General features: G+C 67.0%; 18 protein-coding genes and 1 pseudogene. 4 read left to right on the top strand and 15 right to left on the bottom strand.

The features are described from left to right. Positions 1–98 precede the first annotated feature (98 nt). The 3 genes and pseudogenes from AC07AB_RS27530 to AC07AB_RS27520 all read left to right on the top strand — a co-directional run. Entirely contained in the window at positions 99–1,532 is a 1,434-nt protein-coding gene (locus tag AC07AB_RS27530; RefSeq protein ID WP_478571960.1) for a Gfo/Idh/MocA family protein, read from the top strand. 246 nt (positions 1,533–1,778) lie between these two features. After that, positions 1,779–3,629 (top strand): ABC transporter ATP-binding protein, encoded by a 1,851-nt coding sequence (locus AC07AB_RS27525; protein WP_478571957.1) that lies wholly within the window; start codon positions 1,779–1,781, stop codon positions 3,627–3,629. Next, positions 3,626–4,399: pseudogene (locus AC07AB_RS27520) on the top strand (ABC transporter transmembrane domain-containing protein); the annotation flags it as partial. The gene AC07AB_RS27525 and the pseudogene AC07AB_RS27520, both read left to right, overlap by 4 nt. 98 nt (positions 4,400–4,497) lie before the next feature. On the opposite strand, the gene AC07AB_RS27515 reads toward AC07AB_RS27520, so the two are convergent. The 8 genes from AC07AB_RS27515 to AC07AB_RS27480 form a co-directional block, all read right to left on the bottom strand. Further along, positions 4,498–4,830, bottom strand: coding sequence for a hypothetical protein (locus tag AC07AB_RS27515; protein WP_478571954.1), 333 nt, complete (start codon positions 4,828–4,830; stop codon positions 4,498–4,500). Between the two features lie 203 nt (positions 4,831–5,033). Further along, complete coding sequence (locus tag AC07AB_RS27510) at positions 5,034–5,249, bottom strand: hypothetical protein (RefSeq protein ID WP_478571951.1); 216 nt, start codon at positions 5,247–5,249, stop codon at positions 5,034–5,036. 12 nt (positions 5,250–5,261) lie between these two features. Continuing rightward, a complete protein-coding gene (locus tag AC07AB_RS27505) occupies positions 5,262–5,855 on the bottom strand; it encodes a hypothetical protein (RefSeq protein WP_478571948.1) in 594 nt (197 codons plus the stop codon). A gap of 464 nt (positions 5,856–6,319) precedes the next feature. Beyond that, positions 6,320–6,523 (bottom strand): hypothetical protein, encoded by a 204-nt coding sequence (locus AC07AB_RS27500; RefSeq protein ID WP_478571945.1) that lies wholly within the window; start codon positions 6,521–6,523, stop codon positions 6,320–6,322. 705 nt (positions 6,524–7,228) lie between these two features. Further along, entirely contained in the window at positions 7,229–7,363 is a 135-nt protein-coding gene (locus tag AC07AB_RS27495) for a hypothetical protein (protein ID WP_478571942.1), read from the bottom strand. 170 nt (positions 7,364–7,533) lie between these two features. Further along, complete coding sequence (locus AC07AB_RS27490; RefSeq protein WP_478571939.1) at positions 7,534–7,707, bottom strand: hypothetical protein; 174 nt, start codon at positions 7,705–7,707, stop codon at positions 7,534–7,536. A 261-nt stretch (positions 7,708–7,968) separates the two neighbouring features. Further along, on the bottom strand, positions 7,969–8,112 hold the full coding sequence (locus tag AC07AB_RS27485) for a hypothetical protein (protein ID WP_478571936.1): 144 nt from the start codon (positions 8,110–8,112) through the stop codon (positions 7,969–7,971). Beyond that, positions 8,109–8,285 (bottom strand): hypothetical protein, encoded by a 177-nt coding sequence (locus tag AC07AB_RS27480; protein ID WP_478571934.1) that lies wholly within the window; start codon positions 8,283–8,285, stop codon positions 8,109–8,111. Before AC07AB_RS27480 ends, AC07AB_RS27485 begins: the two co-directional genes overlap by 4 nt. Positions 8,286–8,458: 173 nt before the next feature. Between AC07AB_RS27480 and AC07AB_RS27475 the strand changes: the two genes are divergently transcribed. Continuing rightward, complete coding sequence (locus AC07AB_RS27475) at positions 8,459–9,496, top strand: helix-turn-helix domain-containing protein (protein WP_478571931.1); 1,038 nt, start codon at positions 8,459–8,461, stop codon at positions 9,494–9,496. A gap of 235 nt (positions 9,497–9,731) precedes the next feature. Here the strand turns inward: AC07AB_RS27475 and AC07AB_RS27470 are convergent, their stop codons facing one another. The 7 genes from AC07AB_RS27470 to AC07AB_RS27440 all read right to left on the bottom strand — a co-directional run bounded on the left by AC07AB_RS27470 (position 9,732) and on the right by AC07AB_RS27440 (position 15,663). Continuing rightward, positions 9,732–10,214, bottom strand: a complete 483-nt coding sequence (locus AC07AB_RS27470) for a hypothetical protein (protein WP_478571929.1) — start codon at positions 10,212–10,214, stop codon at positions 9,732–9,734. A 92-nt stretch (positions 10,215–10,306) separates the two neighbouring features. Then, positions 10,307–10,819 (bottom strand): hypothetical protein, encoded by a 513-nt coding sequence (locus tag AC07AB_RS27465; RefSeq protein ID WP_478571926.1) that lies wholly within the window; start codon positions 10,817–10,819, stop codon positions 10,307–10,309. A 312-nt stretch (positions 10,820–11,131) separates the two neighbouring features. Beyond that, positions 11,132–11,263, bottom strand: coding sequence for a hypothetical protein (locus AC07AB_RS27460; protein ID WP_478571923.1), 132 nt, complete (start codon positions 11,261–11,263; stop codon positions 11,132–11,134). Between the two features lie 2 nt (positions 11,264–11,265). After that, the gene (locus tag AC07AB_RS27455; protein ID WP_478571920.1) at positions 11,266–11,427 is read right to left on the bottom strand and encodes a hypothetical protein; all 162 of its coding nucleotides are present in this window, start codon (positions 11,425–11,427) and stop codon (positions 11,266–11,268) included. A gap of 25 nt (positions 11,428–11,452) precedes the next feature. Continuing rightward, entirely contained in the window at positions 11,453–12,634 is a 1,182-nt protein-coding gene (locus AC07AB_RS27450) for a hypothetical protein (protein ID WP_478571917.1), read from the bottom strand. 750 nt (positions 12,635–13,384) lie between these two features. Beyond that, entirely contained in the window at positions 13,385–13,645 is a 261-nt protein-coding gene (locus AC07AB_RS27445; protein ID WP_478571914.1) for an endonuclease VII domain-containing protein, read from the bottom strand. A gap of 161 nt (positions 13,646–13,806) precedes the next feature. Beyond that, complete coding sequence (locus AC07AB_RS27440) at positions 13,807–15,663, bottom strand: DNA polymerase (protein ID WP_478571911.1); 1,857 nt, start codon at positions 15,661–15,663, stop codon at positions 13,807–13,809. Between the last annotated feature and the right edge of the window lie 53 nt (positions 15,664–15,716).

Genomic DNA, 15,716 nt, shown 5'->3' with positions numbered 1-15,716 from the left:
CCGCACGTCGGGCCTCTTGCGCACCGAGTGCCCCAACCGCCATGGTCCTGACCGAAGTTCCTGCGAAAGCCGCGCACCGTCAACTCCCTGGAGGGTCGATGAACGAGGCAGCACCGCAGAACCATGGCGAAGACCCCGGCCCCAGCCGCCGCTCCCTGCTCTGGACGGCGGGCGCCGCGAGCGCCGGTCTGGGGCTCGGCGGGTTCAGTGCCCAGAGCGCCGCCGCCGACAGTAGATCCGCGACACAAGGGGCGCCCGCGGCCCCGTCCGCCGAGCCGAAACGGCGGGGCCCCACCATGATCGGAGTGCCTTTCGACCGCCGCTCCACGGTCCGCGTCGGGATCATCGGTCTCGGCAACCGCGGCGGCAGCATGATCGACCTGTTCCTCGCCGTGCCGGGGGTGCGGGTCGTCGCCCTCTGCGACATGGTCAAGGAGAAGGCCGCCCGGGCCGCGGCGAAGGTGACCGCCGCGGGCCAGCCCGCACCCGCCGTCTACACCAACGGCGCCGACGACTTCGAGAATCTCTGCGACCGCGGAGACGTGGACTTCGTCTACGTCGCCACCCCCTGGGACTGGCACTTCGAGATGTGCCGCACGGCGATGCTCAGCGGCAAGCACGTCGGCGTGGAGTGCCCCCTGGCGATGGAAATGCACCAGCTCTGGGAGCTGGTGAATGTCTCGGAGAGCACCAGACGGCACTGTATGCAGCTGGAGAACTGCTGCTACGGCAGGAACGAGATGCGGGTGCTGCGCATGGCGCACGCGGGCCTCTTCGGCGACCTGCTGCACGGCGCGGGCGCGTACAACCACGATCTGCGCTCCCTGCTGTTCGACCCCGTCTACTACAAGGACGGGTGGCGGCGTCAGTGGCACACCCGGCTGCGCGGCGACATCTACTCCACCCACGGCCTCGGCCCGGTCGCCAACTACATGGACGTCAACCGGGGCGACCGCGCGGTACGGATCACCAGCGTCGGCTCCCCCTCCCTGGGGCTCGCCGCCTACCGCAAGGAGCACATGCCGCCGGGCGACCCCAGCTGGAAGGAGTCGTACATCGAGGCGGACCGGACGATCAGCCTCATCCAGACCGCCAAGGGCCGGGTGATCCGGCTGGAGCACGACGTCTCGACCCCGCACCCCTACAGCCGCGTCAACAGCCTCGGCGGCACGAAGGGCCTCTTCGAGGACTACCCGGAGCGGATATACATCGAGCCGGACCACACCGACGACCAGTGGGGCGACTTCGGGAAGTACGCCCAGTGGGACCACTGGCTGTGGAAGGAGCACGCCAACCCGCCCGGCGGGCACGGCGGCATGGACTACATCCTCATCTTCCGGCTGATGCAGTCCATACGGCTGGGGCTGGTCCCGGACTTCGACGTGTACGACGCGGCGACCTGGACCGCGCCCGTACCGCTGAGCAACGCGTCCATCAAGGCGAAGGGCGCGCCTCAGGAGTTCCCCGACTTCACTCGCGGCCAGTGGCGGCACAAGCGGCCCGGGATGGACTCGCAGAAGCCCGAGGAGTGAGCGCGCGGGGTCCGGCCAGGCCGCCTGGCCGGACCCCCGGTTCCGTCTCGGCGGCGCTGCCGGACCTCCGTCGGCTGCCCCGCGCGGTGGCGAGCGGGAGGTCGTAGCGGCCGCCGGTCCCGGCCGGCCGGGTGGGGGACCTTGGCCCGTTGTCTCGCTCACCCGGGATAACCAGTTGAATTCAGACGGCGAATACGGCGAACCTTTCACGGCCCCCCGCCAGCGCACCGCTACCCGTGAGACGCCATGCAGATCAAAGACCTTCCGTATACCGACCCCGGCCGACCGGACGTTCGCTCCGGTCCTCGTTTCCTGCTGTGGCTGGGCAGCAACCAACTGGGCGGCCAGATCAAGGCCGCGCTGTGGGGAACGCTGCACATGATCGCCGTAGCCCTCTTCCCCGCCGCCGTGGGCATCGCCGTCCAGGCGGTGTCCGACCGCTCCGGCGCCCGACTGGCCCTCGCGGGCGGCCTGATGGCGCTGCTCGGCGTCCTCACGACGCTGGGCGACACCATGCTCCACCGGGTGGCCGTGAGCAATTGGATCCTCGCCTCGGCGCGGGTCCAACAGCTCCTCGCCCGCAAGGCGGCCCAGCTGGGCTCCGCGCTGACCCGGCAGGTCGCCGCGGGCGAGGTGGTGGCCGTCTCCACAGGCGACGTGGAAAAGATCGGCTGGTTCGTCGAGGCGTTCTCCCGCTTCACCGCGGCCCTGGTCGCCACCGTCGCCGTCTGCGTGGCGCTGCTCATCTACGAGCCCGAGATCGGCTGGCTGCTGGCGGCCGGGGTGCCCGTACTGACACTGGCCGTACTGCCGTTGCTGCCGCGCGCGACGCGGCGGGCCGACGAACAGCGAGAGAAGGCGGGGCGGGCCACCGAACTGGCCACCGACACCGTGGCCGGGCTCCGGGTGCTGCGCGGCATCGGCGGCGAGGAGCTGTTCCTGACCCGCTACCGCCGCGCCTCCCAGGAGGTGCGCAGGGCGGCGGTACGCAGCGCCCGCATGTGGGCGCTGATCGCGGCGGTGCAGGTGGCACTGCCGGGGCTGCTGCTGATCGGTGTGGTCTGGTACGGCGTCGGGCTCGCCCAGGACGGGCGCATCGGCGTCGGCGAACTGGTCACGGTCTACGGCACGGTCACCTTTCTGCTGTTCCCCTTGCGGCAGTTCGAGGAGATCGCCATGGCCTACTCCTTCTCGCGGCCGTCCGCCCAGCGCGCGGCCCGGGTACTGGCGCTGGAGCGCAACACCGACCCGGGTGGGCAGAGGCAGGCCGCAGACGGCCCCGCCCCGGACGGTGAGCGGCTCGCCGGTGACCTGTACGACCCGTCGAGCGGTCTGCGGGCCCCGGCCGGGCAGCTGACCGCCGTGGTCTGCGGCGACCCGGACGCCGCCGGCCGGCTCGCGGAGCGGCTCGGCGGGCACAGCGGGCAGGACGCCGAGGCGGGAGCCTCCGCGCTGCTCGGCGGTGTCGCCCTGGACGAGGTGCCGCTGGACGCGGCCCGCGCCGCCGTGCTCGTACAGGACAAGGACCCAGTGCTGTTGTCGGGAACCCTCGCCGAACTCCTCGACGTGCCCGCGTCGGGGGCCGTAACCGGCGCGGCCGCACTGGCCGCTGCCCAGTGCGATGACGTGCTGACCGCGCTCGCCCAGGCGTCGGCGGACGACTCCGGCGACCCGATGCGGACCCGTATCACCGAACGTGGCCGCTCGCTCTCCGGCGGCCAGCGCCAACGGCTGGCGCTGGCCCGGTCGCTGGTGACCGACCCGGAAGTGCTGGTGCTGGACGAACCGACCTCCGCGGTCGACTCGCACACCGAGGCGCGGATCGCGGAGGGGCTGCGCTCGCTGCGGGAGGGCCGCACCACCGTGGTGCTCTCCTCCAGCCCGCTCCTCCTCGACCGGGCCGACCGTGTGGTGTTCGTGCGCGACGGCGAGGCGACGGCGGTGGGCACCCACCGGGAACTGCTGCGCACCGACCCCGCGTACCGCGCGGTCGTCACCCGCGAGACCGACGACGAGCAGGACACGACGCCCGCCGCGGGACTGGAAAGCGAGCTCACGCGGCTCAACGAGAACGAGCAGATCGAGGAGTCCGCATGATCGGCGTCGCGCCGCCGGCGCACGACCCCGCCGCACCGGAGTCGGCGACGACCCTGCCGGTCGGCAAGCCCAGGACCGTACGGGCGTACATCGGCGAGCTGCTGCGCAGGCACCGAGTGGCCTTCGTGGTGCTGGTGACGGTGAACGCGGTCGCCGTGCTCGCCTCCATGGTCGGCCCGTATCTGCTGGGCGGGCTCGTGGAGAACCTGTCCGCCGGCGCGAGCGATCTGCATCTGGGGCGCACGGTCTCCCTGTTCGCGGTGGCACTGGCCGTACAGACCGTGTTCACGCACATGGTGCGGCTGCGCGGGTCGGTGCTCGGCGAGGAGATGCTGGCGGATCTGCGCGAGGACTTCCTCGTACGGTCCGTGGCCCTGCCGCCGGGCGTGCTGGAGCGTGCCGGGACGGGCGATCTGCTCTCCCGCATCACCACGGACATCGACCGGCTGGCGAACGCGATGCGCGAAGCCGTGCCGCAGCTCGCCATCGGCGTGGTGTGGGTGGCACTGCTGCTCGGGGCGATGGCCCTGACCGCGCCGCCGCTCGCGCTGTGCGCGCTGGTCGCCGTGCCGGTGCTGATAGCCGGTGGGCGCTGGTACTTCCGCCGAGCCCCGAGCGGCTACCGCTCGGAGGCCGCCGGCTACGCGGCGGTCGCCGCGGCGCTCACCGAGACGGTGGACGCGGGGCGGACCGTGGAGGCGCACCGGCTGGGCGAGCGCCGGGTGGCCCTCTCCGACCAGCGTGTCCGGGAGTGGACCCAGTGGGAGCGTTGATCACTTCCGTACCTGCACCCCCACCTGCACAGACACCCAAAAAGAGCCCTTCCCCACCTTCGGGGGAAGGGCTCTTTCGTGACCCAGACGGCCGGTCAGCTGTCCCGGGGGTCGGGCCACGCGATGGCGTTCAGCTCCTGATCCAAGGCGTCGACGTCCGGCCGCTCAAGGAGCGCACGCTCTTCCCGGTTCCGCTCCAGTTCGGGCCGGACGGCTTCAGCGAACTCCTCCTTCGTGACCCCCAGCACGCGGGACAGACGGTCGGCGTCGTCGGCGAACGCTCCGTCGACATCCGTACGCAGCAGTGCGGCCCACATCCGCAGCGCATCCCGCGTCTCCTGATTGGTGTCGACGTCACAGACCGACCGTGCTCGGGCAAGTAGCCAATAGGTGAACTCAGTGTCCTTGACGCGATATTGGCGCTCCATGCCCCCAGGCTAGGGCTCACTGATCCCCGCCGTGTGCCGACACAGAAAAGGGCCCTTCCCCGCGTCCGGGGAAGGGCCCTGCCCCCCGACCTACGCCCCAGTCAGGGACTAGCGTTCACGTGATCGCACGGTATGCCTCTCGGGGCCCGACCGAACAGCGGGGGCGACCCTCTGAACCGGTCCCCGGGGGGAGCGCTGCGAGCCTAGCAGCGTGCGAGGTGAGGTTCAGCTATACGGCCGTCTGCGGCCACCAGGTCCGCGCAGCGCAGACAGGTGATGTCGGCGATCACGGGGTGTGCCACCTGGTATGCCCTCATGCACCCGGCGGTCTCCTCCAACCGACGGTTACGGGCCCGTACATGGGTCTCCTTCCCGACTCCGATGGTGATCACCTCGTACTGAGCTGCGTTCTCCGGCATGGGCAGAGCCTCCTAGCTGGGGTACACCCGAACGCGAACAATGCCCGGGTGGTTGTACGTTGCCCCACTCCCCCGCTTGAGGGCCCGCGCAGCTTCGCCGACAACGAACAGCCCCAGTTTGGGCAGCACGTAGGCGTACAGCGCCGTCCGCTCTGCATCGTCCTCAACGGCCGCTAGATGGGCGTCAAGGGCCTTCTCAAGGGCCGTGCGAGCGGCTTGTGGGGTGTCGGCGGTCCCGGTCCCTTCGGACGGCTCACCGGCCGCTAGGTGGAGCCACCAGGTGAACCCGATTGCGGCGACGGGTTCGGACTCGTGTACCGGGGTTTCGTAGTCGGGTTGCAGGTTCTCCCAGCCCGGTTGCGGGCCCCGGATGCCATGGTGATTGACGTACACCATGAACGCCTCAAGCTCGGCTGCACCGACGCCTTCCGCCTCCTCGTAGGCTGCCTTGAGTTCCGTCATCACATCGGGCGTGATCCGGCCCGACAACTCAAATGTGCCCGTGCCGCTCCAGACTTCGCCCTTAGGCGCGTACAACCGTGCCAGCCGCAGCGCTACCGCGTCCGACACAAGGGCGGGGTGCCCGTCGTGCTGTTCTGTCTCCATGCACGGCATGGTACGGAAACGCCCCGCCCGGCGGGTGCCGGACGGGGCGGGTACTGCGTGCTGGTGGGGTTCCACGATGCTCTTCACCCGCCCTCGTACCGCTCGCCGTGGGTACGCAAGTGACGCTCCTCCCACGGCTCCCACGGGTCAGCGGGACGTGCTCCGTTCCGCTTCTTGACGCAGTTGTCACACACGGCCCGCTGTACGCTCCGCGCTTCGGCTTCCGGGGTGCCACCCCCCGGCTTGGGTACCGGCATGCCCTCCTGCATCACCACGTCCGGCGGTAGGCCCGTTTCAGGGTCAATACGAACCGTGCACACGCAGACAGGGCACGCCGTGAACGGCACGCCACACTCGACGCACGTCGAGAGGATCAGTTCCAGAGACATGGATCTAGCCTACCGAGCATGACAGTCCGCAGACGACGAAAAGCCCCGCCCGGCGACGGCCGGACGGGGCGGGCCCTACGCGCGCCGCCGGGCCTCTCCGGCACCGGTGCCGGGGGCGGGGCGCGTCACGCAGTCAGGGCAGGCGTAGACGGGCATCCCGCCTCCGCTTCCGGTCCAGCGGTAGCGGACGGCGACGAACGCGCGAGTCTCGACGCCGCACACCTCACAGAGCACAGAGGGAATCTCGGGTATGGGCGGGAACAGTTCGTCGGCCGTCATCGCTGCGCCCCCTGCTTCGCACGTACGGGGGTGAGCGTCAGCGTGGTCTCGGACCGGGCCCGGAAGATCGCTGCGGCCTCTGCCTTGGTCGGTCCGCTCCACGACCCCAACCACGCGGTGGGCAAGGGGAGTTCGGGACTCGCGGCCGGAGTGGTCGGGGTGTGTCGGCCGCCGGAGGGGAATAACACGTTCAGCGCCCAGACAAGGGCGCGTGCGATAGCGTCGCGCATGGTCGTTCAGCTCCTCGGAAAAGCTGTTCGGCTGAGCCTCGGCGAACCGCGTTGGACCGGTTCGCCGGGGCGTTTCTTTGGGGGTGCAGGAAGCCCCGGTCGTACCCCCTGTAGGCGTACGACCGGGGCCGCGATCAGGTGGTGCGGCTACGCGCTCTTAGATGGCTGTGGGTCGGGCTCGCGGGGTGCCTCGGGGGGCATCGGTCCAGCGTCGTGCTTCCCGCCGTCGCCGTCGTCGGCCGCCGCCCGTGGTTCGGGGAGACGGAAGGGCACGCCGTGCCACCCGTCCCTATCGGGCGTGCGGGTCTCGTACGTGTCTACCGGCTGATCTGCCATGGTGCTCCTTTCACCCAGTGGTTGCGCCATGCTGGCACCAGTGCCGATGCATGGCGTGCGACTCGCACGACCGGTCAGCCGTGTGAGTGATGCCCCACCCCGGTCGCAGCCGCTGCGCATACGACCGGGGCGGGAGTCTCTACGCGCTGTCGGCGTCGGTGGTGTCGGCGTCGGTGTCGGTCTTGGTGTCGGCGTCGGTGTCGGCGTCGGTCTTGCTGCCGGTGTCGGTGGTGTCGCTGGTCTCGTCGTCCAGCGGGTCTGGTGTGGTGTCCATGCGTCCTCCAGTTGTTGCGGGTGGGCTGAGCGGCTGCACCCCCTCATAGGTGAGGGCGCGCTCCGCGTGGCACGTCTTGCAGTGCTTTGTGCCCCGCCCCAGGACCCAACGGGGGTGGTAACACGGAATGATCGTCAGACTGCCGAGCGTCGGTGGAAGCGGCGGGCTCATCACGAGCTGGCCACCACCCCCGCGTGCTCCTCCTTGAGGTGACGTCGCAGCAACACCACGGCGTCACTCGTCATGCTGCCGTTCCGCCGCTCGCGGGCGGCCCGCAGAGCCGCTTGCAGGGTCGTGCAGCTCGTGCAGCTCGGGCAGGGCTCACAGATGGGGGGGGTCTTCATCGGTCGTGCCTTTCGATCACCGGATCGAACTCCGGCCTTGCAGTGGGGAGGTGGGCCCGTCCGTCCGCAGGAGAAACGGATGGACGGGCCCCGGTCGGTCACCCCCACTGGGGGTGGGGGTGACCGACCATCCGGCGCTCGTGCGGATGCACGCGGGGAAACGCCGGGGGTCAGTGGGTCGCGATCAGGTATCCGATCCCGGCCACGACCATGATCAAGAACGCTGTCGGCACAGGGCCGGACAGCAACTGCCGGATGCGCTCAGTTCCTCGGGTAGTTGCAGTGCAGCCGCTCTTCCGCCGCCGCATCCGCCGCCTCCAGGTCGCCGCTCTCACGGGCGGCTGCGCCCTGGTCGATCAGCGCTCCGCACACGTCGCAATCGCAGCTGGGAACGTGGTCGCTCACGCCCAACCCCGACCGTTCGGCCGGATGCCGTGCGACGTGCGCTCGTAGTCCGTCGCGATCCGCAGCACAGCGGGTCGCACCGGCCACTCGTAGCCGCCCGGTGTCCGGCATAGGTAGGCGTCGGTCCCCAAGAGTCCGGCCACCTGTCCGAAGGTGGCGTTACTGGTGTCCACGACCCATGCGCCCTCTTGGTAGCGCTCGCTCATCCTGCCTCCGGATACGGGAGTTGGGGGTACGCCGCCCCCGGCGGGGGCACGTACTGTGTGTATCCAACGGTCCGACCCCAACCACTCCGTTGGGAAGGGCCGCACCCTTTAATAAGCAGAATTAAAGGCGGGTCGAACACGTGACAGGTACCGAGCTTGAGGCTGTTCGCACGGTCGCTCACTTCTACGGAGAGGAACTGAAGCATCGACGCCTGGCCCGCGAGTGGAGCCAGTCCAAGCTAGGCGGGAAGGCAGGCATGTCGCCCAGCCGCGTAGCGCAGATCGAAACCGCGTGCATCCCGGCGACGGTCAACAACTCTCGTGACCTTGACCGGGCGTTCGGAGATGAGGAACCGCCGGGTTTCTTCGAGCGCTATTGGGCCTTCATGGATGGCGCGCCCTTGCTCGCCAATTGGTTCCTTCGCTTCGTCCAATTCGAGCGGCAGGCAACTAGCATCAGCGAATATGCCGCGACGCTAGTACCTGGCTTGTTGCAGACTGAGGCGTATGCACGCGCCCTACTCCGCGAAGGCATGCTGACCTCAAGTGAGGCAGAGATTGAAGCTGAGGTAGCGACTCGATTGCACAGGCAAGAGATCCTGACGCGCGATGCGCCGCCCCCCCTCTGGTACATCATCGATGAGGCTGTGCTCACACGACCCGTAGGCGGCCATGCCGTTATGGCCGAACAGCTCGCGCATCTCCTTGAGTTGGGCAGACAGCCGACCACCGTGATTCAGGTGCTCCCCGTCGCAGTCGGTGCACATCCGGCGCTAGGCGGACTCCTGTCGCTCCTCTCACTTCCGGAAGGACCATCGGTCGCCTACCTTGAAGGCTCCACGCTCGGGCAGCTTGTTGAAGACTCAGCGCGAGTCGCCCATTACGGTCTCATTTACGATCACCTTCAGACGTACGCACTTCGGCCCGCCGAATCTGCGTCCTTCATCCGCCTAGCACAGGAAGATATGGAAAAGATGGCCAACACCCACACGCACGACTTGAGCGCCGCCGACTGGCGAAAGGCGAGCTACAGCAGCCAAGCCGGGGGGTCGTGCGTCGAGGTAGCACGCAACCTTGACGGCATCGTGCCCGTACGCGACAGCAAGGACACCACGCGGCCCGCCATAGTGGTCTCTCCGGCCGCCTGGGGCGCGTTCGTGGACTCCCTTAAGGTCTAACGCCTCCGGCGTCCCACAGGCCGATAGACGGCCACACAGGGCCCCGGCATCCCCCACCAGGGACGTCGGGGCCCTTTCGTCATCCCGTCCATGGGTATCATTGTTTAGTTAGACTAACTACTCAATTCGAGGCTTGCCCCAAACGCAAAAAACCCCTTCCACTCTTTCGAGTGGAAGGGGTTACCCGTCCGGCCCTGCATGCCCATCGTAGGAATTCCTACGGTGGGCTGGTCTGCTACTTCACGCGCTCCGTTTCGACCACTTCGGACCGTACGACAATGACGCCACCGCTCCTTGTCGCGGAGTAGCTATCGGCAGCCTTCTGGGCGAGCGCGCGACTCCCGTGGAACGAGACAATCTCCCAATCCTGCGTGACCTCGTACCGGGTCCGACGCACGACCATTCGATACCATTCGCCGCCCGCCTCTTCGTCTGCGAGATCGGTTGCGTGGAACGACACCGGCTGACCCTCGTTCTCCGCACGTAGCCGCTTCACCTCTTCATCGGCCAGACGTCGACTTTCCACCTCTTCGGGGGATTCGACCGCGAGCCGTCCGCGAACGAACGGTGAATGGAACGGAGTCTCGGCCATCCATACGATGATCGCAGCAGATCTCTTGACGCGTTCAGCTTCGACCGCATGCGTGTACTCTCGCTCGGTCTGACGCGTGGCTACCTCGCCGCTGCGACTCGTCGCCCGGTACAGCCGCTTACCCATGCCCACCACTCCTTGACCCGACGAATGAAGCGCTTGAACCCTACCACGCACAGGGGGCCAGCGTAGGAATTCCTACGCTGGCCCCCTCCCCGTCACGCCTCCGCGAGGAACCGCGCAAGATCCAGCACAGCCACCTCGCTGTACGGCGTCACACCCTGCGAGAGCAGCTCTCGCGCACGGATGAACGCGCACTCACGATTGACCGTACCGGGCTGCGGCATCATCGCGTCGGCGAACGTCGGGCCACTGACGCCAACTGCCTTGCCGTCAGGGTCAGTTGATACATACGGAGCAGGTATAGACGTCGGGTCGGCCGACCCCTCCCCCACACTCACTTCATCGGCGCACGCCGAACCGGCCGGACACTCCGACCGGCCGAGACCATCTATCGCGCAACCCCCGGGCGGACAGTCCGCAAACCCCATGCCGATCAGTGCACGAGACATGCGCTCGGCGTTCGTAGGCGACAGGTAGACCGACGCGAGGTGAACGTCCTCGCACACCTGCACACGTAGGTACCCGTCCACATTGCGGGAGATCGTAAGCGTGTCGCTAGGCGCTTGGGAGCACCTGAACTCATAGCTAGTAGCTGCGTGCTTGCTCATGTGCGCCTTTCGATCGGGTCGGTTGGGTCAGTACGGGAAGAGTGCAGGTGGTGAAGGAACAGTTGCGTGACAAGCTGTTCGATAGTCGGTTCCGGCGCTTCGCGCGTCACCTCGGCTTCGGAGTCCCCTGCTATTGCTGCGGCTTCCGCCATGTCGGCGAGCGCGCACCGAAGAACCGCTGCGGACACAACCACGACGGTCCCCCCGTGTGCTCTGCGGAATTCCAGCTCTACGGCGGGTACTCCCTTCAAGGAGCGCACCGGTCGCGCCGTTACGCGATTGGCCATCACTCCTTGGGCTTCGGGCAGTCGGTCAGTCATCGAGTACCCGCACCTCGGCTTCGGTGTCGTGCTCTTCGCTGTCATCCCACGCTCCCCAATCGGGGCCGTCCGTCACGGACGCACCGGCTAGAGTCGCGTCCTCGGGAGTGAGATAGCGGCTCATTGTCAGGTTTCCTTGCGGTCGTTGTTGAAGGCTTCACGTGCATGTACGAGACCCGAGAGCACAGCGGGGACATCAGGGCGGGTCGGTGCGGAATAGTCGTACTCCATCCGGACGGGAATCTTCCGTGCCGGACGACTGCGGCGGGTGCGGCGAATGTTCGACATGGGGAAATCTCCTTGCGTAATCGGGCTAGGCTGCGGCACGCTCGGAGCGAATCTCGGCTATTCGCTTGTTCAGTCGCTGCGCGGTTTTCTTCACTGAGTCACGGCTCTTCCCAGTCGTCTCAGCCACCTTCGCGGCAGACACGCGGCCCTCTTTCGTGAAACCGCCGACAACGGTCATGGCTGCTGATAGCACTTCGCGCTGTGCGGGGGTGAAGGCGTCCAGCACGAACGGCACGTCATACTCGGCTGCCTTGCGTTCGTGGTGCCGCTCCTCGTTGTCGGCGATAGCACCTGTCTCCGTCCATGCATTGCCCTTGCCTTGACCGAGCGGGACGTGTCTGACGAACTCTCCTTCCGAGTCCGGGCGCGTGTAGGGCTCTCCAATTCGGCGAGCTGCCACGGGGTATGACCGGCCGTCAGAGTTCCGCCACGGGGCCTTTCCGCCCTTCTGTGCGCCCTTTCCGGTAGTCGGGAGACCACGCACCCGTACGGCGTCTCTGGACGTCTCCAGCTCGCTTGCCGACAACGAGGGGTGAAGGTCACCGCCGTTGCGCTCTGTCCACTTGTCCGGCGTCAAGTCGTCGGATGCCTCAACGGCCGACGCTTCGCGCGCCGAGTCGCCCCCTTCGTGGATGTACGCCGGGCCCTCGAAAGCTGCGCGGACCCGTGCCGCGTAGTCCGCTGACAATCTGTGGTCGACATCGAACGCATCGGAAGCGGCGTACGCCGCAGCCGCAGCCATGTCCCCGCCGCATACGCGAAGTGCTGTCGCGAAGACTCGGCGCGCGTCTCGGCCAACGCCCGGGGCCGATTCAGCGAGTGACTGCGCCTTGGCCTCCAACTTCGCTGTCTGGATTGCGTATGAGCTGAACTCGGCGCGGTTCTCGCCGTGTACGTCCCACGTGGTGACAGCCGACCATACGGCGGCCCTAGCCGTCTGGCACAAGTCGTCGCGTGAGGCTGCACCCGCGCCCCGGGTGTCTCCGCCGGGGACCTTGAGCACCTGCCCCCATGCGACAGCGGATGACGCACCCTCCAGATCCGCCATGACCGCCTCGGCGGCGAGCCCCTGTGTGTCGCTCTCAACCAGACGACGTGTCACCACCCGGCCGAGTGCCGTTTCTATGTCGTCGTGCAGAGCATCGAAATCGTCTATCTCGCCTGTCTGTGCGGCAACTATGAGGCGGTCAGTCGTGGCGCTGCGCATCTGTGTTCGCTCCTCTTTCGGTGGGCTCAGGTGGGGTAATGCGGGGTGGGGGTACACCCGCCCGACCGGCCGAAAGAAGGCATGACGAAGCCCGAAAAGGGCATGCCGAAATCCCCGAGCGGCGGGTTAGCCGGGCGGGGTTCTCAGCAGACGCAAAAGAACCCCCGCGCCACGTGTTGGGGCGCGGGGGTCAGAGAGTGAGTCGGTTAAGACTCGTGTCCCCCTACGCGCGATGGACCGCGTAGGGGGCCGCGTGTACCTGCCTAGACAGACAGACGACACGTCTCAGGAAGTGGTAGGCGACAAGGGCCGCCACGCAGCGGCGAGATACCCAGTGTCTGCACTGGGCTGTAGAGGGACGGTCGAACCAGAGAACGGGCATGAGTTGGACACCCGCCGCCGGAGCCGCCTTGACCATGCATGCGAGCGCTCGCATAGCGCGAGCGGAGCGGTAGCGAATCGCAGTTAAGGGGGCAAGCCAGGGTGAACGGTTTTCGCGCATGGCAAATAACCCCTCCCCAGGTGCGTTGCCCCCATCGCTCGGTGCGATGCCGTACATACATACACGTACCGAATCGGACAATGCGACCCATTAGAGAACGGGCAACCCTCCCTGCACCCACCCATCAACAGACTAAGATCACATGCTGACCTGGACCGTTACCATCCCGTCACCACCTCATCGTAGGAATTCCTACGCTGAGTGATGTGAGCCAGTTCACGCCATCACCCCCGGTTTGTCATCATTCGTCACCGTGCTGACACAGACAGCTCGCGGGAGTGCAACAGGTAGCGGGCCGCACGTTCCAGCGTCGCCGGGTCATCCTTGAGCAGACCGAGGGCCGCGTTGCACTCGGAGTGCAAGAGGCCGCGCACGCGCCCGGTCGCGTGGTCGTGGTCGACCACGAGTCGCACCCCCTTGGCGGGCCGCCCGCTGCACACGAGACAGCGCCATTGCTGCTGCGCCCCCATCCGCCGGTACTCCTCCCCCGTGATGCCGTACGCGGCCATGAGCCGCCGCTCTCGCTCCGTACCCGGGTCACGGGCCGCCGCCCTCCGAAGCGCCGTGCAGACGCGACAGCGGGCCGTACGGCCGTCCGCACCCCGGGCCCGCTTCGGGAACCGAGCGAGCGGCAAAACGTCGGCACAGTCACTGCATGTCTTCACTGCCATCAGTAATCACCCCCCTTGAGCGAACCCCATGAACGCTTGCCAATATCAGCGCTAGCCGTAATCGGCACGCCGAAGAGATCGAAATTCATGCAGCGCTCAATCTCGCGTGCGATCTCCGCAGCCTCACCGGACGGAGCCGAAGCCACCACTTCGTCATGCACCGGCAACCGCAGATAGGGGAGTAGCCCAGCATCCTGCATATCGCACAGGGATTGCCCCAGCACATCACGAGCAGTGGACTGAACTCGGTAGTTGACTACTGCATACGTACGGTCGCGGTCGAGCGGCAGGAAGCGGCCGGTCACCGTCTCCGTCACCATGCCTTGATACATGGCCTCACGCTGCCAACATTTCGACGCGCGCTTGATCTCAGGAAACGCCCGGTCATACGCGCGCATAGCCGCAGCCACCTGATCAATGGGCGCACCAGTTTGCCGACTCACGGTCGACGCACCACCGCCGTACACCTTCCCAAAACCGATGCCCTTGCAGATGGAGCGAAGGCGGCCCCCCGGATCAGGTACGTCGCCGTACACGAGCCCACGCGTGTAGCTGTGCAGGTCTTCGCCATTGCTGATCGCATGCTTCATCTGCCGTACATCCGCGAGAGCGGCAAGTACCCGCATCTCCACAGCGTCGAAATCGCACGAGATCATGACGTGTCCTTCGTCGGCGAGCAGCGCCCGACGGATCATGACGTCTTTACCCGGAAGCGTTTGGAGCGCCGGACGCGTGATGGACATGCGTCCCGTACGCGCCTGAAGTGTCCTGATCCCCGGGTGTACGCGGCCGTCCGCATCCAGGGTCTCAAGGAACGTATCTACATACGACGACCGCCACTTGCCTGCGCGCTTACTGCGAATCACCGCGTCGGCAAGGGGGTTGGGTGTGCGCGACCCACGCGGGTTCCACTGATCGTCAAGGTCGGCGAGAGCCAGCAGTACGGCTTTGTCAATCTTGAGCGCTCCCCCGTCCGTCCGTTCCGTCAGATCCTCACCCATGCCCAGCAATGCGGCGGCTATCTGCTTGGTCGAGTTGACGTTCTCGACGCCGTACCGGGCCGCCTTGACGGCGAACTCCCTTGCTGTGGCACCCAGTTCAGTACCGAGTGCACGCGTGTACTTCTCATCGAGCACCATACCCGTGCGCTGCATGTGGGCGCAGATGAGCGCAATTCGATGCTCGTACTCGACCAACCGGGGGCGCACGCCCCGTGCTGCATGCAGCTCTCGCAGCTTCGGATACAGGCGCGCGGTCAGAATGACATCCAATCCCGCATACAGCTCATACGTGGGGTGGTCAAGTGCGATGCCCGCCCAGCCGGTTTCCTTCGTCAGTCCCTGCGAGCGGAAAACTGACGTGAGGTCCCCTTGCGTATCCGGGGCGGACGGGTCCAGATAGACCGCCGACAGCGGCTTGAGGCCCGTGCCGACTCCCCCTTCTTGAGGCTGTCTCGGGTCGAGAAGGGTTGCCAGGATCTTGGTATCAACTGTTCGCGGGTAGAGATCTTCCATGGGCGTGTGTGCGTGCCGATCAAGAACTAGCCAGTCAAACGGCGCGTTGTGGATCAACACCTTCGGTAGCCGCCGCAGCGCACGCCGCGCCGCATCGAGAAACAGCGGCCCCAGCTCGACAGGCAACACCCACGCTTCTCGCGCATCCCCGAACTGAATGAGCCGCACCCGGTAGTTACTTGAGAAGACATCAAGGCCCGTCGTCTCAGTGTCAACGGCCACCGGCAGGCCGCGAGCGGCGCGGTAGCGCCACCAGCCCTCGAACGCTTCGACGTCGGCGACATCTTCGGCCACGTAGATCGCCACCGGGTCGCCTGCCACCCGGAATTCGTGCGAATGCATGACACCCCTTTGATGCGCAAAGGGGCTACCACCGTAGGAATTCCTACGGTGGT

The organism is Streptomyces sp. NPDC044033 (assembly GCF_056434425.1).
This window is presented reverse-complemented; position numbering and strand designations above follow the sequence as displayed.